Raw genomic sequence first — 17,031 nt, 5'->3', positions numbered from 1 at the left:
TGCGCTCATCCACGGGAGGGGGACTGCGGATCGACGTGCGGACGCCCGATCGCATGGTAGTCGAAGCCGAGTTCGGCCATCGCGTCCGGTTCGTACAGGTTGCGCCCGTCGAAGATCACCGGCGCCTTCAGTTCGGCCTTCAGGCGCGTGAAATCCGGGCTCCGGAATTCCTTCCACTCGGTGACGATCACGAGCGCATCCGCGGCGCTCACGGCCGCGTCCTGGGTATCGACGAAATGCAGACGCGCAAGCGCGTCGGAAGCCTCGCCGAGATCGAGCGCGAACACGCGGCGCGCCTCGTCGATCGCGACGGGATCGTACGCGCGCACGATCGCGCCACGCCCGAGCAGCGCGGCGATCAGCCGACGGCTCGGCGCCTCGCGCATGTCGTCCGTATTCGGCTTGAACGCGAGGCCCCAGACCGCGAATTCGCGACCGGTCAGGTCCGCGCCGAAGCGCTGCTCGATCTTGCCGATCAGCACGTCCTTCTGTGCGGAGTTGGCCGCTTCGACGGCCTCCAGGATGCGCAGCGGCTGGCCGTTCTCGCCGGCGGTGCGGATCAGCGCCTGCACGTCCTTCGGGAAGCACGAGCCGCCGTAGCCGACGCCCGCGTACAGGAAGTGATAGCCGATGCGCGGATCGGAACCGATCCCGCGGCGCACGGCTTCGATGTCAGCACCGACCTTGTCGGCGAGATTCGACATCTCGTTCATGAACGAGATGCGGGTCGCGAGCATCGCATTCGCCGCATATTTCGCGAATTCCGCCGAACGCACGTCCATGTAGATCGTGCGCTCGTGATTGCGGTTGAACGGCGCGTACAGCTTCTTCATCCTCTCGCGCGCCACCGTGCCCGTCTCGTCGTCGTCGACGCCGATGACGATCCGGTCCGGGCGCATGAAGTCCTCGACTGCCGCGCCTTCCTTCAGGAATTCCGGATTCGATACGACCGAGAAACGGTGCGCGACGCTGCCCGCAAGCCCGCGGGCGCCGAGCGCCTCGTCGACCACCGCGCGCACGCGCTGCGCGGTGCCGACCGGCACCGTCGACTTGTCGACGATCACCTTGAAACCGGTCATGTAACGACCGATGTTGCGCGCGGCCTCGAGCACGTATTGCAGGTCGGCCGAACCGTCCTCGTCGGGCGGCGTGCCGACGGCGATGAACTGGATCTCGCCGTGCGCGACGCTCGCCTCGATGTCCGTCGAGAAGCGCAGACGCCCTGCCGCGCGATTGCGCGCGATGATGTCCAGCAGGCCCGGTTCGTGAATCGGCATCCCGCCGTTGTTCAGGATCTCGATCTTGCGCGGATCGACATCCAGACAGAAGACGTCGTGGCCGATCTCGGCGAGGCAGGAGCCTGTGACAAGACCGACATAGCCGGTGCCGATGATGGTGATTTTCATAGATGTTCCGGTACGTCCCGGTAATTGACTAACTTGCCCGCCGGGCCGGACCCGGCGGGAACCGCAGTGCGTCGGCGCCGCGCCCCGGGATCAACCCGGCATCGCAGGTTCGACGCGGCGCGGCGCATAGGTTTCCCAGCCGCTGCATCCGGGGCACTGCCAGTAGAAGAGCCGTGCCCGGAAACCGCAATTCTGGCACGTATAGCGTGGCAGATTTTTGGTGCGCTGCTTGATCAGCGCGCGCATCATTTCAAGTTCCTTACGGCGCGGCTCGTCGGCGGCCGCGATCTGCGCATCGAGCAGGTGCAGCATGCCCGACAGGTTCGGCGACTTCTCCATCTGCGTGCGCGCGAGCGTATGCGCCGCGTCCTGGCCGCGCAACCCGGCGATGTGCTGATACGCAGTATCGAGCAGGTCGTTCGACGGATAGCGATCGACGTAGCCCATCAGCAGCTCGGCGCCCTCGACCGGCTTGTCGAGCGCGACATAGGCCTTCATCAGCTTGTCGGCGACGAGCGGCAGATAAGCGGGATTTTGCGCCTCGACGCGCTTCCAGTGCTCGATCGCGGCCGCGTGATCGCCCGCCGCCTGCGCGGCATCACCGGACAGGATCGTCGCGCGGACGTTCTGCGGGTTCGCGGCAAGCGCGAGCTTCAACTGGTCGGCCGCGGCAGTGGCGTTCTTGCGTTGCAGCGCGTCCTGCGCGAGTTCGCAGTGGAACTGCGCTATTTCGGTGCCGAGCGGCTTGTCGCTCATCGATTCGATGCGCTTCGCGGTGTCGATCGACTTGTTCCAGTCCTTCTCGATCTCGTAGATCGTCAGCAGCGCCCGCTGCGCGCCCAGCGCGTAGTCGCCGTCGGCGAGCCGGTGGAAGGCCTCCTCGGCACGATCGAGCAGGCCGGCCTTCAGGAAATCCTGGCCGAGTTCGTACAGCGCATGGTCGCGCTCGTTGACCGGCAGGTCCGTGCGGCTCAGCAGATTCTGGTGCACGCGGATCGCACGGTCCGTTTCGCCGCGACGGCGGAACAGGTTACCGAGCGCGAAGTGCAGCTCGACCGTCTCGGGGTCGAGTTTCGCGACCTCGATGAACGCGTCGATCGCCTTGTCCGGTTGTTCGTTCAACAGAAAGTTCAGGCCGCGGAAATACGATCGCGGCAGGTTGGCGCTCTCCGACAGGAGGTTCTTCAGGTCATAGCGTGACGCCGCCCAGCCGAGCGCGAACGCCACCGGAATCGCGAGCAACCACCAGAAATCCAGATCCATGCGAAATATCGAAGCAGAGACGAAAACCGCGCGGGAGTCGCGCGGCGTCCGTGTTAAATGACGGGCGGCATCGGCGGCTGGTCGACGATGGCCGGGGTTTCGCGCGCCGCACGCAGATCGCGCTTCAGGCGCCCGTTCTCGAGGCGCAGGCGGAACATCGCCGGCAGTGCCGACAGCAGGCCGGCCAGCAGCCCGACGACGAAGAACGCGAGGCCGATCAGGATCAGCGGCGCTTGCCATGCGTAGCCGGCAACGAAATTCAGCGTCGCGGTTTGCGTATTGGCCAGTGCGAGCACCAGCAGCAGCACGAACACCAATACCCGGATCAGCCAGACGATAAACTTCATGTAGCCCTCTCTTTGTTGAGGTTTGCCGCGGCGCGCGACTCCCCTTCGCGGCGCCGAATCGACCCGTATTGTAAAGGAAGCGTTTCCGCGTCACCGCACATCCTGCGGATGCGCATTGCCGCACGGCAGCCGGAAATGAAAAAAGCGCCCGCAAGGGGCGCTTTTTTCTTCAGCCTTCGCCGGACGGATTCCGGGCAAGCCGAACGACGTTCAACGTTCGTCGTCCGGATCATCAGCTTTCAGCGGCTCGCCGGCGCGGCCGTCGACGCGTTCACGCAATTCCTTGCCGGGCTTGAAGTGAGGCACGAACTTCTCGGGCACCTGCACCTTCTCCCCCGACTTCGGGTTGCGTCCGACGCGCGCCGGGCGACGGTTGAGGCCGAAGCTGCCGAAACCCCGAATTTCGATGCGATGCCCTTTCGCCAAGGCGTCGGACATCGCATCGAGCATCGTTTTCACCGCGAAATCCGCATCCTTGAGGACAAGTTGCGGAAATCGCAGTGCCAGCTGCGCGACCAACTCGGATTTGGTCATACTTCAGCAGACCTCGTGAGGCTTACTGGTTCTGGCCGTCGAGCTTCGCCTTCAGCAGCGCGCCGAGGTTGGTCGTACCGGTCGCAGCAGCGCTGGTGTCCGACTGCAGGCCGCGGATCGCTTCCTGTTGTTCAGCCGAATCCTTCGCCTTGATCGACAGGTTGATGCCACGCGACTTGCGATCGATGTTGATCACCATCGCGTTGACCTTGTCGCCTTCCTTCAGCACGTTGCGTGCGTCTTCGACGCGATCCTGCGAGATTTCCGATGCACGCAGGTAGCCTTCGATGTCGCCCGTCAGCGTGATGACAGCGCCCTTCGCATCGACCGACTTCACCACGCCGTCGACGATCGAACCCTTGTCGTTCATTGCAACGTAGTTGCTGAACGGGTCGCCTTCGAGCTGCTTGATGCCGAGCGAAATACGCTCCTTCTCGACGTCGATACCGAGCACGATCGCTTCGACTTCGTCGCCCTTCTTGTACTTGCGAACGGCTTCTTCGCCGGCTTCGCTCCACGACAGGTCCGACAGGTGGACCAGGCCGTCGATGCCGCCCGGCAGACCGATGAACACGCCGAAGTCGGTGATCGACTTGATTGCGCCCGTGATCTTGTCGCCCTTCTTGAAGTTGCGGCTGAAGTCATCCCACGGATTCGGCTTGCACTGCTTCATGCCGAGGCTGATACGACGACGGTCTTCGTCGATCTCGAGGACCATGACTTCGACTTCGTCGCCCAGCTGGACAACCTTCGACGGTGCAACGTTCTTGTTGGTCCAGTCCATTTCCGACACGTGGACGAGGCCTTCGATGCCCGATTCCACTTCGACGAATGCGCCGTAGTCGGTGATGTTCGTGACCTTGCCGAACAGGCGCGTGCCCGACGGGTAACGGCGCGAGATGCCTTCCCACGGATCGTCGCCCAGTTGCTTGATGCCCAGCGAGACGCGGTTCTTCTCTTGGTCGAACTTGAGGATCTTCGCGGTGACTTCCTGGCCAACCGACAGGACTTCGCTCGGGTGACGCACGCGACGCCATGCGATGTCGGTGATGTGCAGCAGGCCGTCGATGCCGCCGAGGTCGACGAACGCGCCGTAGTCGGTGATGTTCTTGACCACGCCGTTGACGATCGCGCCTTCCTTCAGCGTCTCGAGCAGCTTCGCGCGCTCTTCGCCTTGCGTTGCTTCGATAACTGCACGACGCGACAGCACGACGTTGTTACGCTTGCGATCGAGCTTGATCACGCGGAACTCGAGCGTCTTGCCTTCGTACGGGGTCGTGTCCTTGACCGGACGCGTGTCGACCAGCGAACCCGGCAGGAACGCGCGGATGCCGTTGACCATCACGGTCATGCCGCCCTTCACCTTGCCGGTGATCGTGCCGGTGACGAGTTCGTTGTTGTCGAGGGCCTTTTCCAGCGACAGCCACGATGCAAGGCGCTTCGCCTTGTCGCGCGACAGGATCGTGTCGCCGTAGCCGTTTTCGAGTGCGTCGATCGCGACGGACACGAAATCGCCCGACTGCACCTCAACCTCGCCCTGATCGTTCAGGAATTCCTCGATCGGAATGTAAGCCTCGGACTTCAGGCCTGCATTGACGACCACGAAGTTGTGGTCGACGCGCACGACTTCGGCGGAAATCACTTCGCCGGCGCGCATGTCTTGACGGGTCAGCGACTCTTCGAACAGAGCCGCAAAGGATTCGGTATTCGGGGTGGAGGTTTGCAGGTCGGACATAAAAATCTGATTGTGCATGGCTCGCTGTGCCACGCCGGCCGGAATGGCAGGCTGAAAGGGCCAGATCGAGGTCCATACGGGGTTAAGGGTTCGAAACACGCTCCGCGCTGCCCGCGCGACGCACCTACTGCCGCCCGCCTTCTCAGGCGGGCTGGCCGAGCGCCCGGTACCACTGCAGCACCTGGTCGACCGCTTCATCGACCGAAAGCGCCGACGTATCGAGCAGCTTGGCATCTGCCGCGGGCCTCAGCGGCGCGGCGGCGCGATTGCTGTCGCGCGCGTCACGTTCACGAAGATCCCGGAGCAAGTCATCTATATTAGCAGAAAAACCTTTTTGCATCAATTGCTTATGCCGTCTGGCCGCGCGCGCCTCGGCGCTGGCCGTCAGAAACACCTTCAGCACGGCGTCCGGGAAGATCACGGTGCCCATGTCGCGCCCGTCGGCGACGAGGCCCGGCGTCTTGCGGAATGCGCGCTGGCGCGCGACCAGCGCGGTACGCACCGGCCCGTGCACGGCAATCGCCGACGCGCGGTTGCCGACCGCTTCGGCGCGGATGTCGTTCGACACGTCGACGCCGTCGAGCTGCGCGCAGCCTTCGCGAAACGTGATGTGAAGATCGTCGATCAGCTTCACGAGCGCGTCGATGTCCTCCGCCGCGATGCCGTAGCGTACGCTCGCGAGCGCGGCGAGACGATACAGCGCGCCGCTGTCGAGCAGGTGGAAGCCGAGATGCGCGGCGACGAGCGCGGCGACGGTCCCCTTGCCGGAAGCGGTCGGACCGTCGATCGTGATGACGGGGGTCGGGTGAAAGGGTCGGGTGGATTTCATCGGTACGGTGGGTCAGGCCTTGGCGAGCGCGGCGAAGCGGTCGAAATAGTCGGGGAACGTCTTGCCGACGCACTTCGGATCGTTGATTCGCACGGGCACGCCGCCCAGACTGACGAGCGAGAAGCACATCGCCATCCGGTGATCGTCGTACGTGTCGATCGCGGCGTTCGGCGTGAGTTGTTGCGGCGGCGTGACGACCAGATAGTCGGGGCCTTCCTCGACGATTGCGCCGACCTTGCGCAACTCGGTCGCCATCGCGGCGATGCGGTCGGTTTCCTTCACGCGCCAGCTCGCGATGTTGCGCAGCGTGCTCGTGCCGCTCGCGAACAGCGCCGCGACCGCGATGGTCATCGCCGCGTCGGGAATCAGGTTGAAGTCCATGTCGATCGGCTCGAGCTTGCCATGGTCGTGGCCGATGCCGCGCACCTCGATCCAGTCGTCGCCCATCGATACGTTCGCGCCCATCTGCATCAGCGCATTCGCAAAGCCGACGTCGCCCTGGATGCTCGCGCGCCCTACGCCCTCGACGCGCAGCGGGCCGCCGCCGAGCGCGCCGGCCGCGAGGAAATACGAGGCCGACGACGCATCGCCCTCGACCATGATGCGCCCCGGCGAACGGTAGCGGACGCCGGCCGGCACGACGAAGCGCTGCCAGCCGTCGCGCTCGATGGTCACGCCGAAGCGCTCCATCAGCCGGATCGTGATGTCGATGTACGGCTTCGAGATCAGTTCGCCGTCGACTTCGACGACGATCCTGCCGTCCTTCGCCTTCACGAGCGGCAGCGTCATCAGCAGCGCGGTGAGAAACTGGCTCGACACGTCGCCGCGCACGCGGATCGGCGCGTCGACCGCGATCGCCGCAGGCTTGATCCGAAGCGGCGGAAAACCGTCGTTCTGCTCGTAGTCGATCTGCGCGCCGATCTGCCGCAGGCCGTCGACGAGATCGCCGATCGGCCGCTCGTGCATGCGCGGCACGCCATGCACGCGATAGTCGCCGCCATTGACCGCGAGCGCCGCCGTCAACGGTCGCACCGCGGTGCCCGCGTTGCCGAGGAACAGGTCGGCGGTCTTCGCGGTGAACGCGCCGCGCGTGCCGGTGACGACACAGGTGTCGCCCTCGCGCGCGAGCTTCACGCCGAGCTTGCCGAGTGCATCGAGCATCACGCGGGTGTCGTCGGAATCCAGCAGGTTGGTGATCGTCGTATCGCCTTCGGCAAGCGCCGCAAGCAGCAGCACACGGTTCGAGATGCTCTTCGAGCCGGGCAGGCGCACGGTGCCCGACGCACTGGAATACGGGCCGAGATCGAGATAGTCCATGGGAATCGTCCTGTTTCCTGTTATTTCTTGACCGGTTCGGCAGCGGGCTGAGCGCCGCGTTCCTGCCATGCCTTGCGGGCCGCGCGCGAGCGCGTGAACACGGCTTCGAGCGCCGCGCCGTCGCCGGCGTCGATCGCCGCACGCAGCCGGGCGAGCACGCGCGTGTAGCCGTCGAGCTCGTCGAGCAGCGCCGCGCGATTCGCGACACACACGTCGCGCCACATTTCCGGGCTCGACGCCGCGATCCGCGTGAAGTCGCGGAAGCCGCCCGCCGCATACGAGAATTTCAGTTCGGCATCCGTCTCGCCGAGGATCTGCTCGACGAGCGCGAACGACAGCACGTGCGGCAGATGGCTGATCGACGCGAACACGCGATCGTGCTGCGCCGTGCTCATCGTGCGCACGTCGGCGCCGGTCGCCCGCCACATCGCGTCGATCCGCGCGACCGCGTCGGGTGCGTTCTCCGGCAGCGGGCACAGCACGACGTTGCGGCCGACGTACAGATCCGGCAGCGCGGCCTCGACACCGCTCGACTCGCGCCCGGCGATCGGGTGGCCCGGCACGAATTGCGCGATCCGCGCACCGAGCACCTCGCGCGCCGCCGCGACGACATCGGACTTGGTGCTGCCCGCGTCGGTGACGAGCGTCGCGGCCTCGAGCCACGGCGCGATGCGCGCGAGCAACGGGCCCGTTTGCGCGACGGGCGCGGCCAGCAGCACGAGATCGGCGCCGGCAAGCGCGTCGCGCAGTTGCGCATCGTCGTCGAGCGCCGCCGCGCGATCGATCACGCCGAGCGCGAGCGCGCGCTCGACTGACGCACGGGAACGGCCGACGCCGACGACTTCGCCCGCGCCGCCCGGTGCGCGCTCGCGCAGCGCGCGCGCCAGCGATCCGCCGATCAGGCCGACGCCGAAGATGACCAGTTTGTTGAATGCAAAGCCTGACACGACAAGAGCCAAGTGACGCGCGCGGAACGATGCCCGCGCGCGGAAGTCCAGATTCCGGGCAACGGGCCCGCACCCGGCACGACCTGCACCGGATACCTCCCGAGCCCGCCTTGGGCAGCGCCGCCCGGCCTGCCCTGCCCGCTTCGCCGCGCCGCCTGCGCGGTGCAGGCGACGGGCCGCTGCGCGTCAGCGCGCGCGCGGATACGAACCGAGTACCTTCAGGAACGCGGCCTTCTGGCCGAGCTCCGCGAGCGCGGCGGCCACGGCTGGCTCGTCCCGGTGCCCTTCGATGTCGATGTAGAAGTAATACTCCCACGTGCCGACGCGCGCCGGGCGCGATTCGAAGCGGGTCATCGACACCCCGTGCCGCGCGAGCGGTTCGAGCAGCTTGAACACCGCGCCCGGCTCGTTCTTCACCGACACGATCAGCGAGGTCTGGTCGTGACCGCTCGGTCCGGCCGGCTGCTTGCCGATGATCACGAAGCGCGTGCGGTTGTGCGGATCGTCCTGGATCAGCGAGAACGCGATCTGCAGCCCGTAGTGCGCGGCCGCGCGGTCGCCCGCGATCGCCGCGACGCTCGGGTCGGCCGCCGCGAGACGCGCGGCCTCCGCGTTGCTCGACACTGCTTGCCGCTCGAGCTGCGGTGCGTTCGCGGCGAGCCACTGCTGGCATTGCGCGAGTGCCTGCGCATGCGCGCAGACGCGCTTCACGCCGTCGAGCGTGCCGCTCTGCGTGAGCAGGTTGTGATGGATCGGCAGCGCGAGTTCGCCGCTGATCAGCAACTGCGTCTGCAGCAGCAGGTCGAGCGTGCGCGACACCGCGCCTTCGGTCGAATTCTCGACCGGCGCGATGCCGAATGCGGACGCGCCCGCCTCGACCGAGCGGAACACCTCGTCGATCGACGGACACGGCAGCCCTTCGATCGACTGGCCGAAATACTCGAACATCGCCTGTTCGCTGTACGTGCCGACCGGCCCGAGGAACGCGACGTGGATCGTCTGCTCGAGCGCGCGGCTCGCGGCCATGATCTCGCGCCAGATGGCGCTGATGTGCTCGCTCGCGAGCGGCCCCGCGCTCATGTCCTGCAGGCGCGCGATCACCTGCAGTTCGCGTTCCGGCCGGAACACCGGCGCATTGAAGTGCTTCTTGACCTCGCCCACCTCGAGCGCCACCGCGGCGCGCTGGTTGAGGAGCGCGATCAGCTGCGCGTCGATCGCGTCGATGCGGTCGCGCAGCGGTTTCAGGCGGGAATTCAGTTCGTCGTCCATGCGTAGTTGCCGTGCTGTTTGAACAGCGCTGCGCTCAGGCGCCGCGCCGTTCGAAGTCCTTCATGTACTCGACGAGCGCTTGCACGCCCTCGAGCGGCACCGCGTTGTAGATCGACGCCCGCATGCCGCCGACGGACTTGTGGCCCTTCAGCTGCAGCAACCCGCGCGCCTTTGCGCCGGCAAGGAAGTCTTCATTGCGCGTTTCGTCGGCCAGGAAAAAGGGCACGTTCATCCGCGAACGCGCCGCCGGCTCGACCTTGTTCAGATAGAAGCTGCTCGCATCGATCGTGTCGTAGAGCAGCTTCGCCTTCTCGATATTGCGGGCCTCGATCGCCTCGAGGCCGCCCTGCCGCTTCAGCCACTGGAACACGAGGCCCGCGACGTAGATCGCATAGGTGGGCGGCGTGTTGTACAGCGAGTTGTTCTCGGCGACGGTTTTCCATTCGAATGCGGACGGGCAGATCGACAGCGCGCGATCGAGCAGATCCTCGCGCACGATCACGACCGTCACGCCGGCTATCCCGATGTTCTTCTGCGCGCCGCCGAACAGCACGCCGTACTTCGCGACGTCCATCGGGCGCGACAGGATGTGCGACGAGACATCGGCGACGAGCGGCACGTCGCCGAGGTCGGGAATCTCGAACGTCTCGACGCCGTCGATCGTCTCGTTCGTGCACAGATGCACGTAGGCCGGATCGTCCGACAGCTGCCACTCGGCACGGGCAGGCGCGCGCGTGAAACCGTCGGCCGTCTTGCCGGAGGCGGCCAGATGCGGCGTGCCGTATTTCTTCGCTTCGTTGAACGACTTCTGCGACCACGAGCCCGTCACGACGAAGTCGGCGGTCTTGCGCGAGCCGAGCAGGTTCATCGGCACGGTCGCGTTCGCGCCGATGCCGCCGCCCTGCAGGAACAGGATCCGGTGGCTGGCCGGCACATCGAGCAGTTCGCGCAGGTCGGTCAGCGCCGCCTCGTGGATCGACATGAATTCCTTGCCGCGATGGCTCATCTCCATCACGCTCATGCCGCTGCCGTGCCAGTCGAGCATTTCGTCGGCGGCCTGCCGCAGCACTTCCTCGGGGAGCGCCGCAGGACCGGCGGAGAAATTAAAGACGCGCATCGTGAAAACCTCGGGAGGGACGCGACCGGCTTGCGACCGGCTTGCCGCCGGCAGAAAGAACCGCGCCTGAAAAGAAATGGCCGCTTGCGCTCGCGCGCAAACGGCCATTATCGCACTGTCATCAGGCTCCCGCCAAACCCGGCCGGACGGCCGGGCGGCGTGCCCGGACAGCTTACTTGCCCGGCTTGACTGCCGCGACTTCCTTGTCAGCCTGCGCGCGCGTCGCCTGGATCGCTTGCGGCATGTACTTCTGCATCAGGCCGTTGACCACGTCGCGGCCGACCTGATCCTGAACCTGGATGAACTTGCGGCCCGTCGGGCTCTTGTAGAACGTCGTCAGATCCTTGATCTCCGACGTGCTGTAGTACTTCGCATAGGCGTCGTACTGAGCCGACATCGCATCGTTCTGGAACTGCTGCGAGCCGAACACCTTGCCCGCGCCGTCAACCAGCTTCGGCACTGCGTTCTTCTGCAGCGTCGGCACGGCAGCCTGCTTCTGCTTGTCGTTCAGCGACTTGTTTTCCGACAGCGCGTCCGACAGGATCGCCGGCACGAGCTGCTTTGCCTGCATCTCGGCGCTGTTGCCGATAGCCGACACGAGCTTCGGCGCGTCGATCGCGTCGAGCAGATCCTTGATCGCTGCCTTCTTGTCGGCGTCGATCGGCGCAGCTGCCGCGGTCGCAGCCGGTGCGGAATTCGACAGCGCTTGCGCCATCGCGAACGTCGGCACCAGTGCAGCCAGCAGAACCAGTTGCTTGAATTGCTTTTGCATCATCACTCCCTTTTGGAAATATGAATGGTTGCTCGCCGACCGCGGCGCTTTTCGCCCGCGGCGGCTCGAGTCTCATCCGTTCTTCAGGCTTCGCCGTCCGACGCCTCGTCGGCCTCGCCATCGCCCTCTTCGGCTTCCGCGATCTGCTGCAGGCCGGAGAGCTTGGTACCCTCATCGAGACTGATGAGTGTAACACCTTGCGTGGCGCGCCCCATTTCGCGAATCTCGGACACACGCGTCCGGATCAACACGCCGGCGGTCGTGATCAGCATGATCTGATCCTCGGCGTCGACGAGCGTCGCGGCGACGACCTTGCCGTTGCGCTCGGACGTCTGGATCGCGATCATCCCCTTCGTGCCGCGGCCGTGACGCGTGTACTCGGTGATCGGCGTGCGCTTGCCGTAGCCGTTTTCGGTCGCGGTGAGCACGGTCTGCTCCTCGCTGCCGGCAACCAGCAGCGCGATGACCTGCTGCCCGTCCTCGAGCTGCATGCCGCGCACGCCGCGCGCTTCCCGGCCCATCGGGCGCACGTCGTTCTCGTCGAAGCGCACGGCCTTGCCTGCGTCAGAGAACAGCATCACGTCGTGCGCGCCGTCGGTGATCGACGCGCCGATCAGGTAATCGCCCTCGTCGAGGCCGACCGCGATGATGCCCTTCTTCATCGGGCGGCTGAATGCCTCGAGCGGCGTCTTCTTCACGGTGCCGAGCGACGTCGCCATGAACACGAACTTGTCGGCCGAGAACTCCTTGACCGGCAGCACGACGTTGATCTTCTCGCCTTCCTGCAGCGGGAACATGTTGACGATCGGACGGCCGCGCGAGTTGCGCGAGCCTTGCGGCACTTCATAGACCTTGACCCAGTACACGCGGCCGCGGTTCGAGAAGCACAGGATGTAATCGTGCGTGTTCGCGATGAACAGCGTCTCGATCCAGTCGTCTTCCTTCATCTGCGTCGCCTGCTTGCCGCGACCGCCGCGCTTCTGCGCGCGATACTCGGACAGCGGCTGCGACTTCACGTAGCCCGCGTGCGACATCGTGACGACCATGTCCTGCGGCGTGATCAGGTCTTCGGTATTCAGCTCGGTCGCGTTCAGCTCGATCTTCGAGCGGCGCGCGTCGCCGAATTCGGCCTTCACCGACGTCAGCTCTTCGCCGATCATCGTCGTGATCCGCTCCGGGCGCGCGAGGATGTCCAGCAGGTCGGCGATCTGCGCCATCACTTCGCGGTACTCGCCGATGATCTTGTCCTGCTCGAGACCGGTCAGGCGCTGCAGACGCATCTGCAGGATTTCCTGCGCCTGCGTGTCGGACAGACGGTACAGCCCGTCGGTCTGCATCCCGAACGCCGGGTTCAGGCCTTCCGGACGGTACGCGGAGCGGCCGCCCGCGGATGCGTTCTCGGTCTCGGCGCGCGTCAGCATCTCGCGCACGAGCGACGAATCCCACGGCTTCGCCATCAGTTCCTGCTTCGCGATCGGCGGCGTCGGCGCGGCCTTGATGATCGCGATGAACTCGTCGATGTTCGCGAGCGCGACCGCGAGACCTTCGAGCACGTGGCCGCGTTCGCGGGCCTTGCGCAGTTCGTAGATCGTGCGGCGCGTCAGCACTTCGCGTCGATGCGACAGGAAGCACTGCAGGATTTCCTTCAGGTTCAGCAGTTTCGGCTGGCCGTCGACCAGCGCGACCATGTTCATGCCGAACGTGTCCTGCAGCTGCGTCGCCTTGTACAGGTTGTTCAGCACCACTTCGGGCACTTCGCCGCGCTTCAGCTCGATCACGACGCGCATGCCGCTCTTGTCGGACTCGTCGCGGATGTCGGAGATGCCCTCGAGCTTCTTCTCGTTGACGAGCTCGGCAATGCGCTCGAGCAGCGAGCGCTTGTTCACCTGGTACGGCAGCTCGTCGACGATGATCGCCATCCGCTGGCCGCGGTCGATCTCCTCGAAGTGCGTGGCCGCGCGCATCACGACGCGGCCGCGCCCGGTGCGGTAGCCGTCGCGCACGCCGGCGACGCCGTAGATGATGCCGGCCGTCGGGAAGTCCGGCGCCGGGATGATCTCGATCAGCTCGTCGATCGTCGCTTCCGGGTTGCCCAGCAGGTGCTGGCACGCGTCGACGACTTCGTTCAGGTTGTGCGGCGGGATGTTGGTCGCCATGCCGACCGCAATGCCCGACGAGCCGTTGATCAGCAGGTTCGGGATGCGCGACGGCAGGACCGACGGCTGCATCTCGTTGCCGTCGTAGTTCGGCTCGAAGTCGACCGTTTCCTTGTCGATGTCGGCGAGCAGCTCGTGACCGATCTTCGCCATGCGAATTTCGGTGTAACGCATCGCCGCGGCGTTGTCGCCGTCGATCGAGCCGAAGTTGCCCTGCCCGTCGATCAGCATGTAGCGCAGCGAGAAGTCCTGCGCCATCCGCACGATCGTGTCATACACCGCGGTATCGCCGTGAGGGTGATACTTACCGATCACGTCACCGACGATACGCGCCGATTTCTTGTACGCGCGGTTCCAGTCGTTGTTCAGTTCGTGCATCGCGAACAATACGCGCCGGTGCACGGGTTTCAGGCCATCGCGGACATCCGGAAGGGCACGTCCGACGATCACGCTCATCGCGTAATCGAGATACGAACGGCGCATTTCCTCCTCTAGGGAGGTGGGCAGGGTCTCTTTGGCGAATTGATCCATGTATCCGTATCGTTTCGGAGCGAAGACGGCGAACGCCTTTCGCGTGGGCGCTGCATGCGCAACGCAACGCGAGATTCTAACATGCGCCCATCAGCCGCCGATTCGCCACCCCCTCTATATGTAAACAGCAAAAATCGCGACCACGGCAGCGGCACCGCGAACCGGCCGCGATCGCGCCCCTTCAGGCGGCTCGGGGGCCGCGCGGATCCGAGTCGCGCACGCGGGTAAACATTTGCGGCCTTTCGCGCAATTTCGCGGACCCACTCTTGACAATCTCTAAAAGTTACGGCAGGCCGGTGTTGCGCATGCACCACAAAGTTGAAGCGATCTTAGGGTGGGGAGGATTTTTTTTCGTAGGAAGGGAACGATATGGCAAAATGCCAACGCACTGAAAGTTAGACGCTGCTCGAAGTCTACACAGAGCGGTGCCGCGTTTTTTGTGCCGCACCAATGTTATACTTCGAGCAATGTATGACTTGTCACCGTCAACAGGCTCGCAGTAAACCTGCGGTAATCTCAATTTCGAGAGGAGAAATATGAATAAACTTTCAAAGCTCGCGTTCATTGCAGCTACCGCAGTTATGGCTGCATCCGCTTCGGCACAGTCGGTGCCGGCGTCGCGTCAAGCCGTCAACGACAACTGGGTGAACGGCACGGGCGAATGGGTGTGGATGAACGGCACGAACGAGCTCTGCTGGCGTGACGCGTTCTGGACGCCGGCCACCGCCAACGCGAAGTGCGATGGCGCACTGGTCGCCCAGGCACCGGCTCCGGCTCCGGTCGCACCGGTCGCTCCGGCAATCACGAGCCAGAAGATCACGTATCAAGCCGACGCACTGTTCGACTTCGACAAGGCAACGCTCAAGCCGCTGGGCAAGCAAAAGCTGGACGAACTGGCTTCGAAGATCCAGGGCATGAACACGGAAGTGGTCGTCGCTACGGGCTACACGGACCGCATCGGTTCGGACAAGTACAACGACCGCCTGTCGCTGCGCCGCGCGCAAGCCGTCAAGTCGTACCTGGTCAGCAAGGGTGTCCCGGCCAACAAGATCTACACGGAAGGCAAGGGCAAGCGCAACCCGGTCACGACGGGCTGCAACCAGAAGAACCGCAAGCAACTGATCGCCTGCCTCGCACCGGACCGCCGCGTGGAAGTCGAAGTGGTCGGTACGCAAGAAGTCCAGAAGACGACCGTTCCGGCACAGTAAGCCGCGGTTTTCGACTGCTTCAAAGCCCCGCTCCGGCGGGGCTTTTTCTTTGATGCCCGTCCGGGCGCTCGCCGCTTCGCCGCTCGTCCGCTTCTTATATACTCGGGTCTGACGAACCGCAGCACCGCCCTCCTTCCGTAGCCCGTTTGCCGACATGACCAACGCCGATCCGCACGAACTCCAGAAATTCAGCGACCTCGCCCATCGGTGGTGGGATCCGAACGCCGAATTCAAGCCCCTGCACGACCTGAACCCGGTCCGGCTCGGCTGGATCGATTCGCATGCGCACCTCGCCGGCAAGCGCGCGCTCGATATCGGCTGCGGCGGCGGCATCCTGTCCGAATCGATGGCCGGACTCGGCGCGCAGGTGAAAGGCATCGACCTGTCGACCGAAGCGCTCGGCGTGGCCGACCTGCACAGCCTCGAAAGCGGCATCACGGTCGATTACGAGGCGATCGCCGCCGAAGCGATTGCCGAACGCGAGCCGGGCACCTATGACGTCGTCACGTGCATGGAAATGCTCGAGCACGTCCCGTCGCCGGCCGGCGTCGTCGCCGCGTGCGCGACGCTCGTGAAGCCGGGCGGCTGGGTGTTCTTCTCCACGCTGAACCGCAACCTGAAGTCCTACCTGTTCGCAGTGATCGGTGCGGAGTACATCGCGCAGATGCTGCCGAAGGGCACCCACGACTACGCGCGCTTCATCCGCCCGTCGGAACTGGCGAGCTTCGTGCGCGGGACCGATCTGCATATCGTGGAGATCAAGGGCATTACCTATCACCCGATCGGCAAGCGCTTCGCGCTGTCGAACGATACCGACATCAACTATCTCGTCGCGTGCCGCCGCGGCGCGTGACCTTCCGACCGGCATGACGACTTCCCTTTCGACCGGGCGGCCCGCACTCGACGAGCCGCGCCTGCTGCACTGCGATGCCGTGCTGTTCGACCTCGACGGCACGCTCGCCGACACGGCGCCCGATCTCGCCGCCGCCGTCAACAAGATGCAGCGCGTGCGCGGCCTGCCCGAAACGTCGCTCGACGTGCTGCGGCCGCTGGCATCGGCCGGCGCGCGCGGCCTGCTCGGCGGCGCATTCGGCATCGGCCCGCAATCGGCCGGCTACGAAGCGATGCGCGACGAGTTCCTGACCAATTACGCGACGGACATCTGCGTGCACACCGTGCTGTTCCCCGGCATCGGCGACGTGCTCGACGAACTCGATGCGCGCGGCGTGCGCTGGGGCATCGTCACGAACAAGGCGATGCGCCTCACCGCGCCGCTCGCCGACCTGCTCGGCCTTGCGCCGCGCGCGGCCTGCATCGTCGGGGGCGACACAACGCCGCACTCGAAACCGCATCCGGCCCCGCTGCTGCACGCGGCCGGACAGATGACGCTCGCGCCCGAGCGCATCGTCTATGTCGGCGACGATCTTCGCGACATCCAGGCCGGCAGCGCGGCAGGGATGGCAACCGTCGCGGCTGCCTATGGCTACTGCGGCGACGGCGCCGCGCCGGCCGACTGGCAGGCGCAGCATCTCGTCGGCTCGACGCAGGAACTGCGCGAACTGTTGCGCGATGTTGGGCTATAATGTTTGATCTTATCCGC

The 17,031-nt window shown here is 65.2% G+C and carries 15 protein-coding genes; 3 read left to right on the top strand and 12 right to left on the bottom strand.

What is annotated here, in order from left to right; genetic code table 11:
- Positions 1-5 precede the first annotated feature (5 nt).
- The 12 genes from DIE12_RS18300 to gyrA form a co-directional block, all read right to left on the bottom strand.
- The gene (locus DIE12_RS18300; RefSeq protein WP_124487828.1) at positions 6-1,406 is read right to left on the bottom strand and encodes a UDP-glucose/GDP-mannose dehydrogenase family protein; all 1,401 of its coding nucleotides are present in this window, start codon (positions 1,404-1,406) and stop codon (positions 6-8) included.
- Positions 1,407-1,496: 90 nt separating this feature from the next.
- Positions 1,497-2,669, bottom strand: a complete 1,173-nt coding sequence (lapB, locus tag DIE12_RS18295) for a lipopolysaccharide assembly protein LapB (protein ID WP_124487827.1) — start codon at positions 2,667-2,669, stop codon at positions 1,497-1,499.
- Between the two features lie 53 nt (positions 2,670-2,722).
- On the bottom strand, positions 2,723-3,016 hold the full coding sequence (locus DIE12_RS18290) for a lipopolysaccharide assembly protein LapA domain-containing protein (RefSeq protein ID WP_044844835.1): 294 nt from the start codon (positions 3,014-3,016) through the stop codon (positions 2,723-2,725).
- 210 nt (positions 3,017-3,226) lie between these two features.
- On the bottom strand, positions 3,227-3,550 hold the full coding sequence (locus DIE12_RS18285) for an integration host factor subunit beta (RefSeq protein WP_034187427.1): 324 nt from the start codon (positions 3,548-3,550) through the stop codon (positions 3,227-3,229).
- Between the two features lie 22 nt (positions 3,551-3,572).
- On the bottom strand, positions 3,573-5,285 hold the full coding sequence (gene rpsA, locus DIE12_RS18280) for a 30S ribosomal protein S1 (RefSeq protein ID WP_044844859.1): 1,713 nt from the start codon (positions 5,283-5,285) through the stop codon (positions 3,573-3,575).
- A gap of 142 nt (positions 5,286-5,427) precedes the next feature.
- Positions 5,428-6,114 (bottom strand): (d)CMP kinase, encoded by a 687-nt coding sequence (gene cmk, locus DIE12_RS18275; protein WP_124487826.1) that lies wholly within the window; start codon positions 6,112-6,114, stop codon positions 5,428-5,430.
- A gap of 12 nt (positions 6,115-6,126) precedes the next feature.
- Positions 6,127-7,431, bottom strand: a complete 1,305-nt coding sequence (gene aroA, locus DIE12_RS18270) for a 3-phosphoshikimate 1-carboxyvinyltransferase (RefSeq protein WP_124487825.1) — start codon at positions 7,429-7,431, stop codon at positions 6,127-6,129.
- Positions 7,432-7,451: 20 nt separating this feature from the next.
- Positions 7,452-8,378, bottom strand: coding sequence for a prephenate dehydrogenase/arogenate dehydrogenase family protein (locus tag DIE12_RS18265; RefSeq protein WP_124487824.1), 927 nt, complete (start codon positions 8,376-8,378; stop codon positions 7,452-7,454).
- Between the two features lie 186 nt (positions 8,379-8,564).
- Positions 8,565-9,647 (bottom strand): prephenate dehydratase, encoded by a 1,083-nt coding sequence (gene pheA, locus DIE12_RS18260; RefSeq protein WP_044844839.1) that lies wholly within the window; start codon positions 9,645-9,647, stop codon positions 8,565-8,567.
- Positions 9,648-9,681: 34 nt separating this feature from the next.
- Positions 9,682-10,764 (bottom strand): 3-phosphoserine/phosphohydroxythreonine transaminase, encoded by a 1,083-nt coding sequence (gene serC, locus DIE12_RS18255; RefSeq protein WP_124487823.1) that lies wholly within the window; start codon positions 10,762-10,764, stop codon positions 9,682-9,684.
- A gap of 172 nt (positions 10,765-10,936) precedes the next feature.
- Entirely contained in the window at positions 10,937-11,536 is a 600-nt protein-coding gene (locus DIE12_RS18250) for a DUF2059 domain-containing protein (RefSeq protein ID WP_044844860.1), read from the bottom strand.
- A gap of 83 nt (positions 11,537-11,619) precedes the next feature.
- The gene (gyrA, locus tag DIE12_RS18245) at positions 11,620-14,223 is read right to left on the bottom strand and encodes a DNA gyrase subunit A (RefSeq protein ID WP_044844841.1); all 2,604 of its coding nucleotides are present in this window, start codon (positions 14,221-14,223) and stop codon (positions 11,620-11,622) included.
- A gap of 536 nt (positions 14,224-14,759) precedes the next feature.
- On the opposite strand from gyrA, the gene ompA reads away from it, so the two are divergent.
- The 3 genes from ompA to gph all read left to right on the top strand — a co-directional run bounded on the left by ompA (position 14,760) and on the right by gph (position 17,014).
- Positions 14,760-15,431, top strand: coding sequence for an outer membrane protein OmpA (ompA, locus tag DIE12_RS18240; protein WP_044844842.1), 672 nt, complete (start codon positions 14,760-14,762; stop codon positions 15,429-15,431).
- A 154-nt stretch (positions 15,432-15,585) separates the two neighbouring features.
- The gene (ubiG, locus tag DIE12_RS18235; protein WP_044844843.1) at positions 15,586-16,284 is read left to right on the top strand and encodes a bifunctional 2-polyprenyl-6-hydroxyphenol methylase/3-demethylubiquinol 3-O-methyltransferase UbiG; all 699 of its coding nucleotides are present in this window, start codon (positions 15,586-15,588) and stop codon (positions 16,282-16,284) included.
- 13 nt (positions 16,285-16,297) lie between these two features.
- The gene (gene gph, locus DIE12_RS18230; protein ID WP_124487822.1) at positions 16,298-17,014 is read left to right on the top strand and encodes a phosphoglycolate phosphatase; all 717 of its coding nucleotides are present in this window, start codon (positions 16,298-16,300) and stop codon (positions 17,012-17,014) included.
- Positions 17,015-17,031: the final 17 nt, after the last annotated feature.

The organism is Burkholderia sp. Bp9015 (assembly GCF_003853505.1).
Taxonomy (GTDB): domain Bacteria; phylum Pseudomonadota; class Gammaproteobacteria; order Burkholderiales; family Burkholderiaceae; genus Burkholderia.
The sequence above is the reverse complement of the archived record's forward strand: the minus strand, read 5'-3'. Positions and strand labels throughout refer to the sequence as shown.

Excerpts from the sequence above, each read along its gene's own strand:
- DIE12_RS18285 (WP_034187427.1), bottom strand. The coding sequence starts at position 3,550 with ATGACCAAATCCGAGTTGGTCGCGCAGCTGGCACTGCGATTTCCGCAA.
- rpsA (WP_044844859.1), bottom strand. The coding sequence starts at position 5,285 with ATGTCCGACCTGCAAACCTCCACCCCGAATACCGAATCCTTTGCGGCT.
- aroA (WP_124487825.1), bottom strand. The coding sequence starts at position 7,431 with ATGGACTATCTCGATCTCGGCCCGTATTCCAGTGCGTCGGGCACCGTG.
- gph (WP_124487822.1), top strand. The coding sequence starts at position 16,298 with ATGACGACTTCCCTTTCGACCGGGCGGCCCGCACTCGACGAGCCGCGC.
- pheA (WP_044844839.1), bottom strand. The coding sequence starts at position 9,647 with ATGGACGACGAACTGAATTCCCGCCTGAAACCGCTGCGCGACCGCATC.
- ubiG (WP_044844843.1), top strand. The coding sequence starts at position 15,586 with ATGACCAACGCCGATCCGCACGAACTCCAGAAATTCAGCGACCTCGCC.
- DIE12_RS18290 (WP_044844835.1), bottom strand. The coding sequence starts at position 3,016 with ATGAAGTTTATCGTCTGGCTGATCCGGGTATTGGTGTTCGTGCTGCTG.
- lapB (WP_124487827.1), bottom strand. The coding sequence starts at position 2,669 with ATGGATCTGGATTTCTGGTGGTTGCTCGCGATTCCGGTGGCGTTCGCG.
- DIE12_RS18300 (WP_124487828.1), bottom strand. The coding sequence starts at position 1,406 with ATGAAAATCACCATCATCGGCACCGGCTATGTCGGTCTTGTCACAGGC.
- DIE12_RS18250 (WP_044844860.1), bottom strand. The coding sequence starts at position 11,536 with ATGCAAAAGCAATTCAAGCAACTGGTTCTGCTGGCTGCACTGGTGCCG.
- cmk (WP_124487826.1), bottom strand. The coding sequence starts at position 6,114 with ATGAAATCCACCCGACCCTTTCACCCGACCCCCGTCATCACGATCGAC.
- ompA (WP_044844842.1), top strand. The coding sequence starts at position 14,760 with ATGAATAAACTTTCAAAGCTCGCGTTCATTGCAGCTACCGCAGTTATG.
- serC (WP_124487823.1), bottom strand. The coding sequence starts at position 10,764 with ATGCGCGTCTTTAATTTCTCCGCCGGTCCTGCGGCGCTCCCCGAGGAA.
- gyrA (WP_044844841.1), bottom strand. The coding sequence starts at position 14,223 with ATGGATCAATTCGCCAAAGAGACCCTGCCCACCTCCCTAGAGGAGGAA.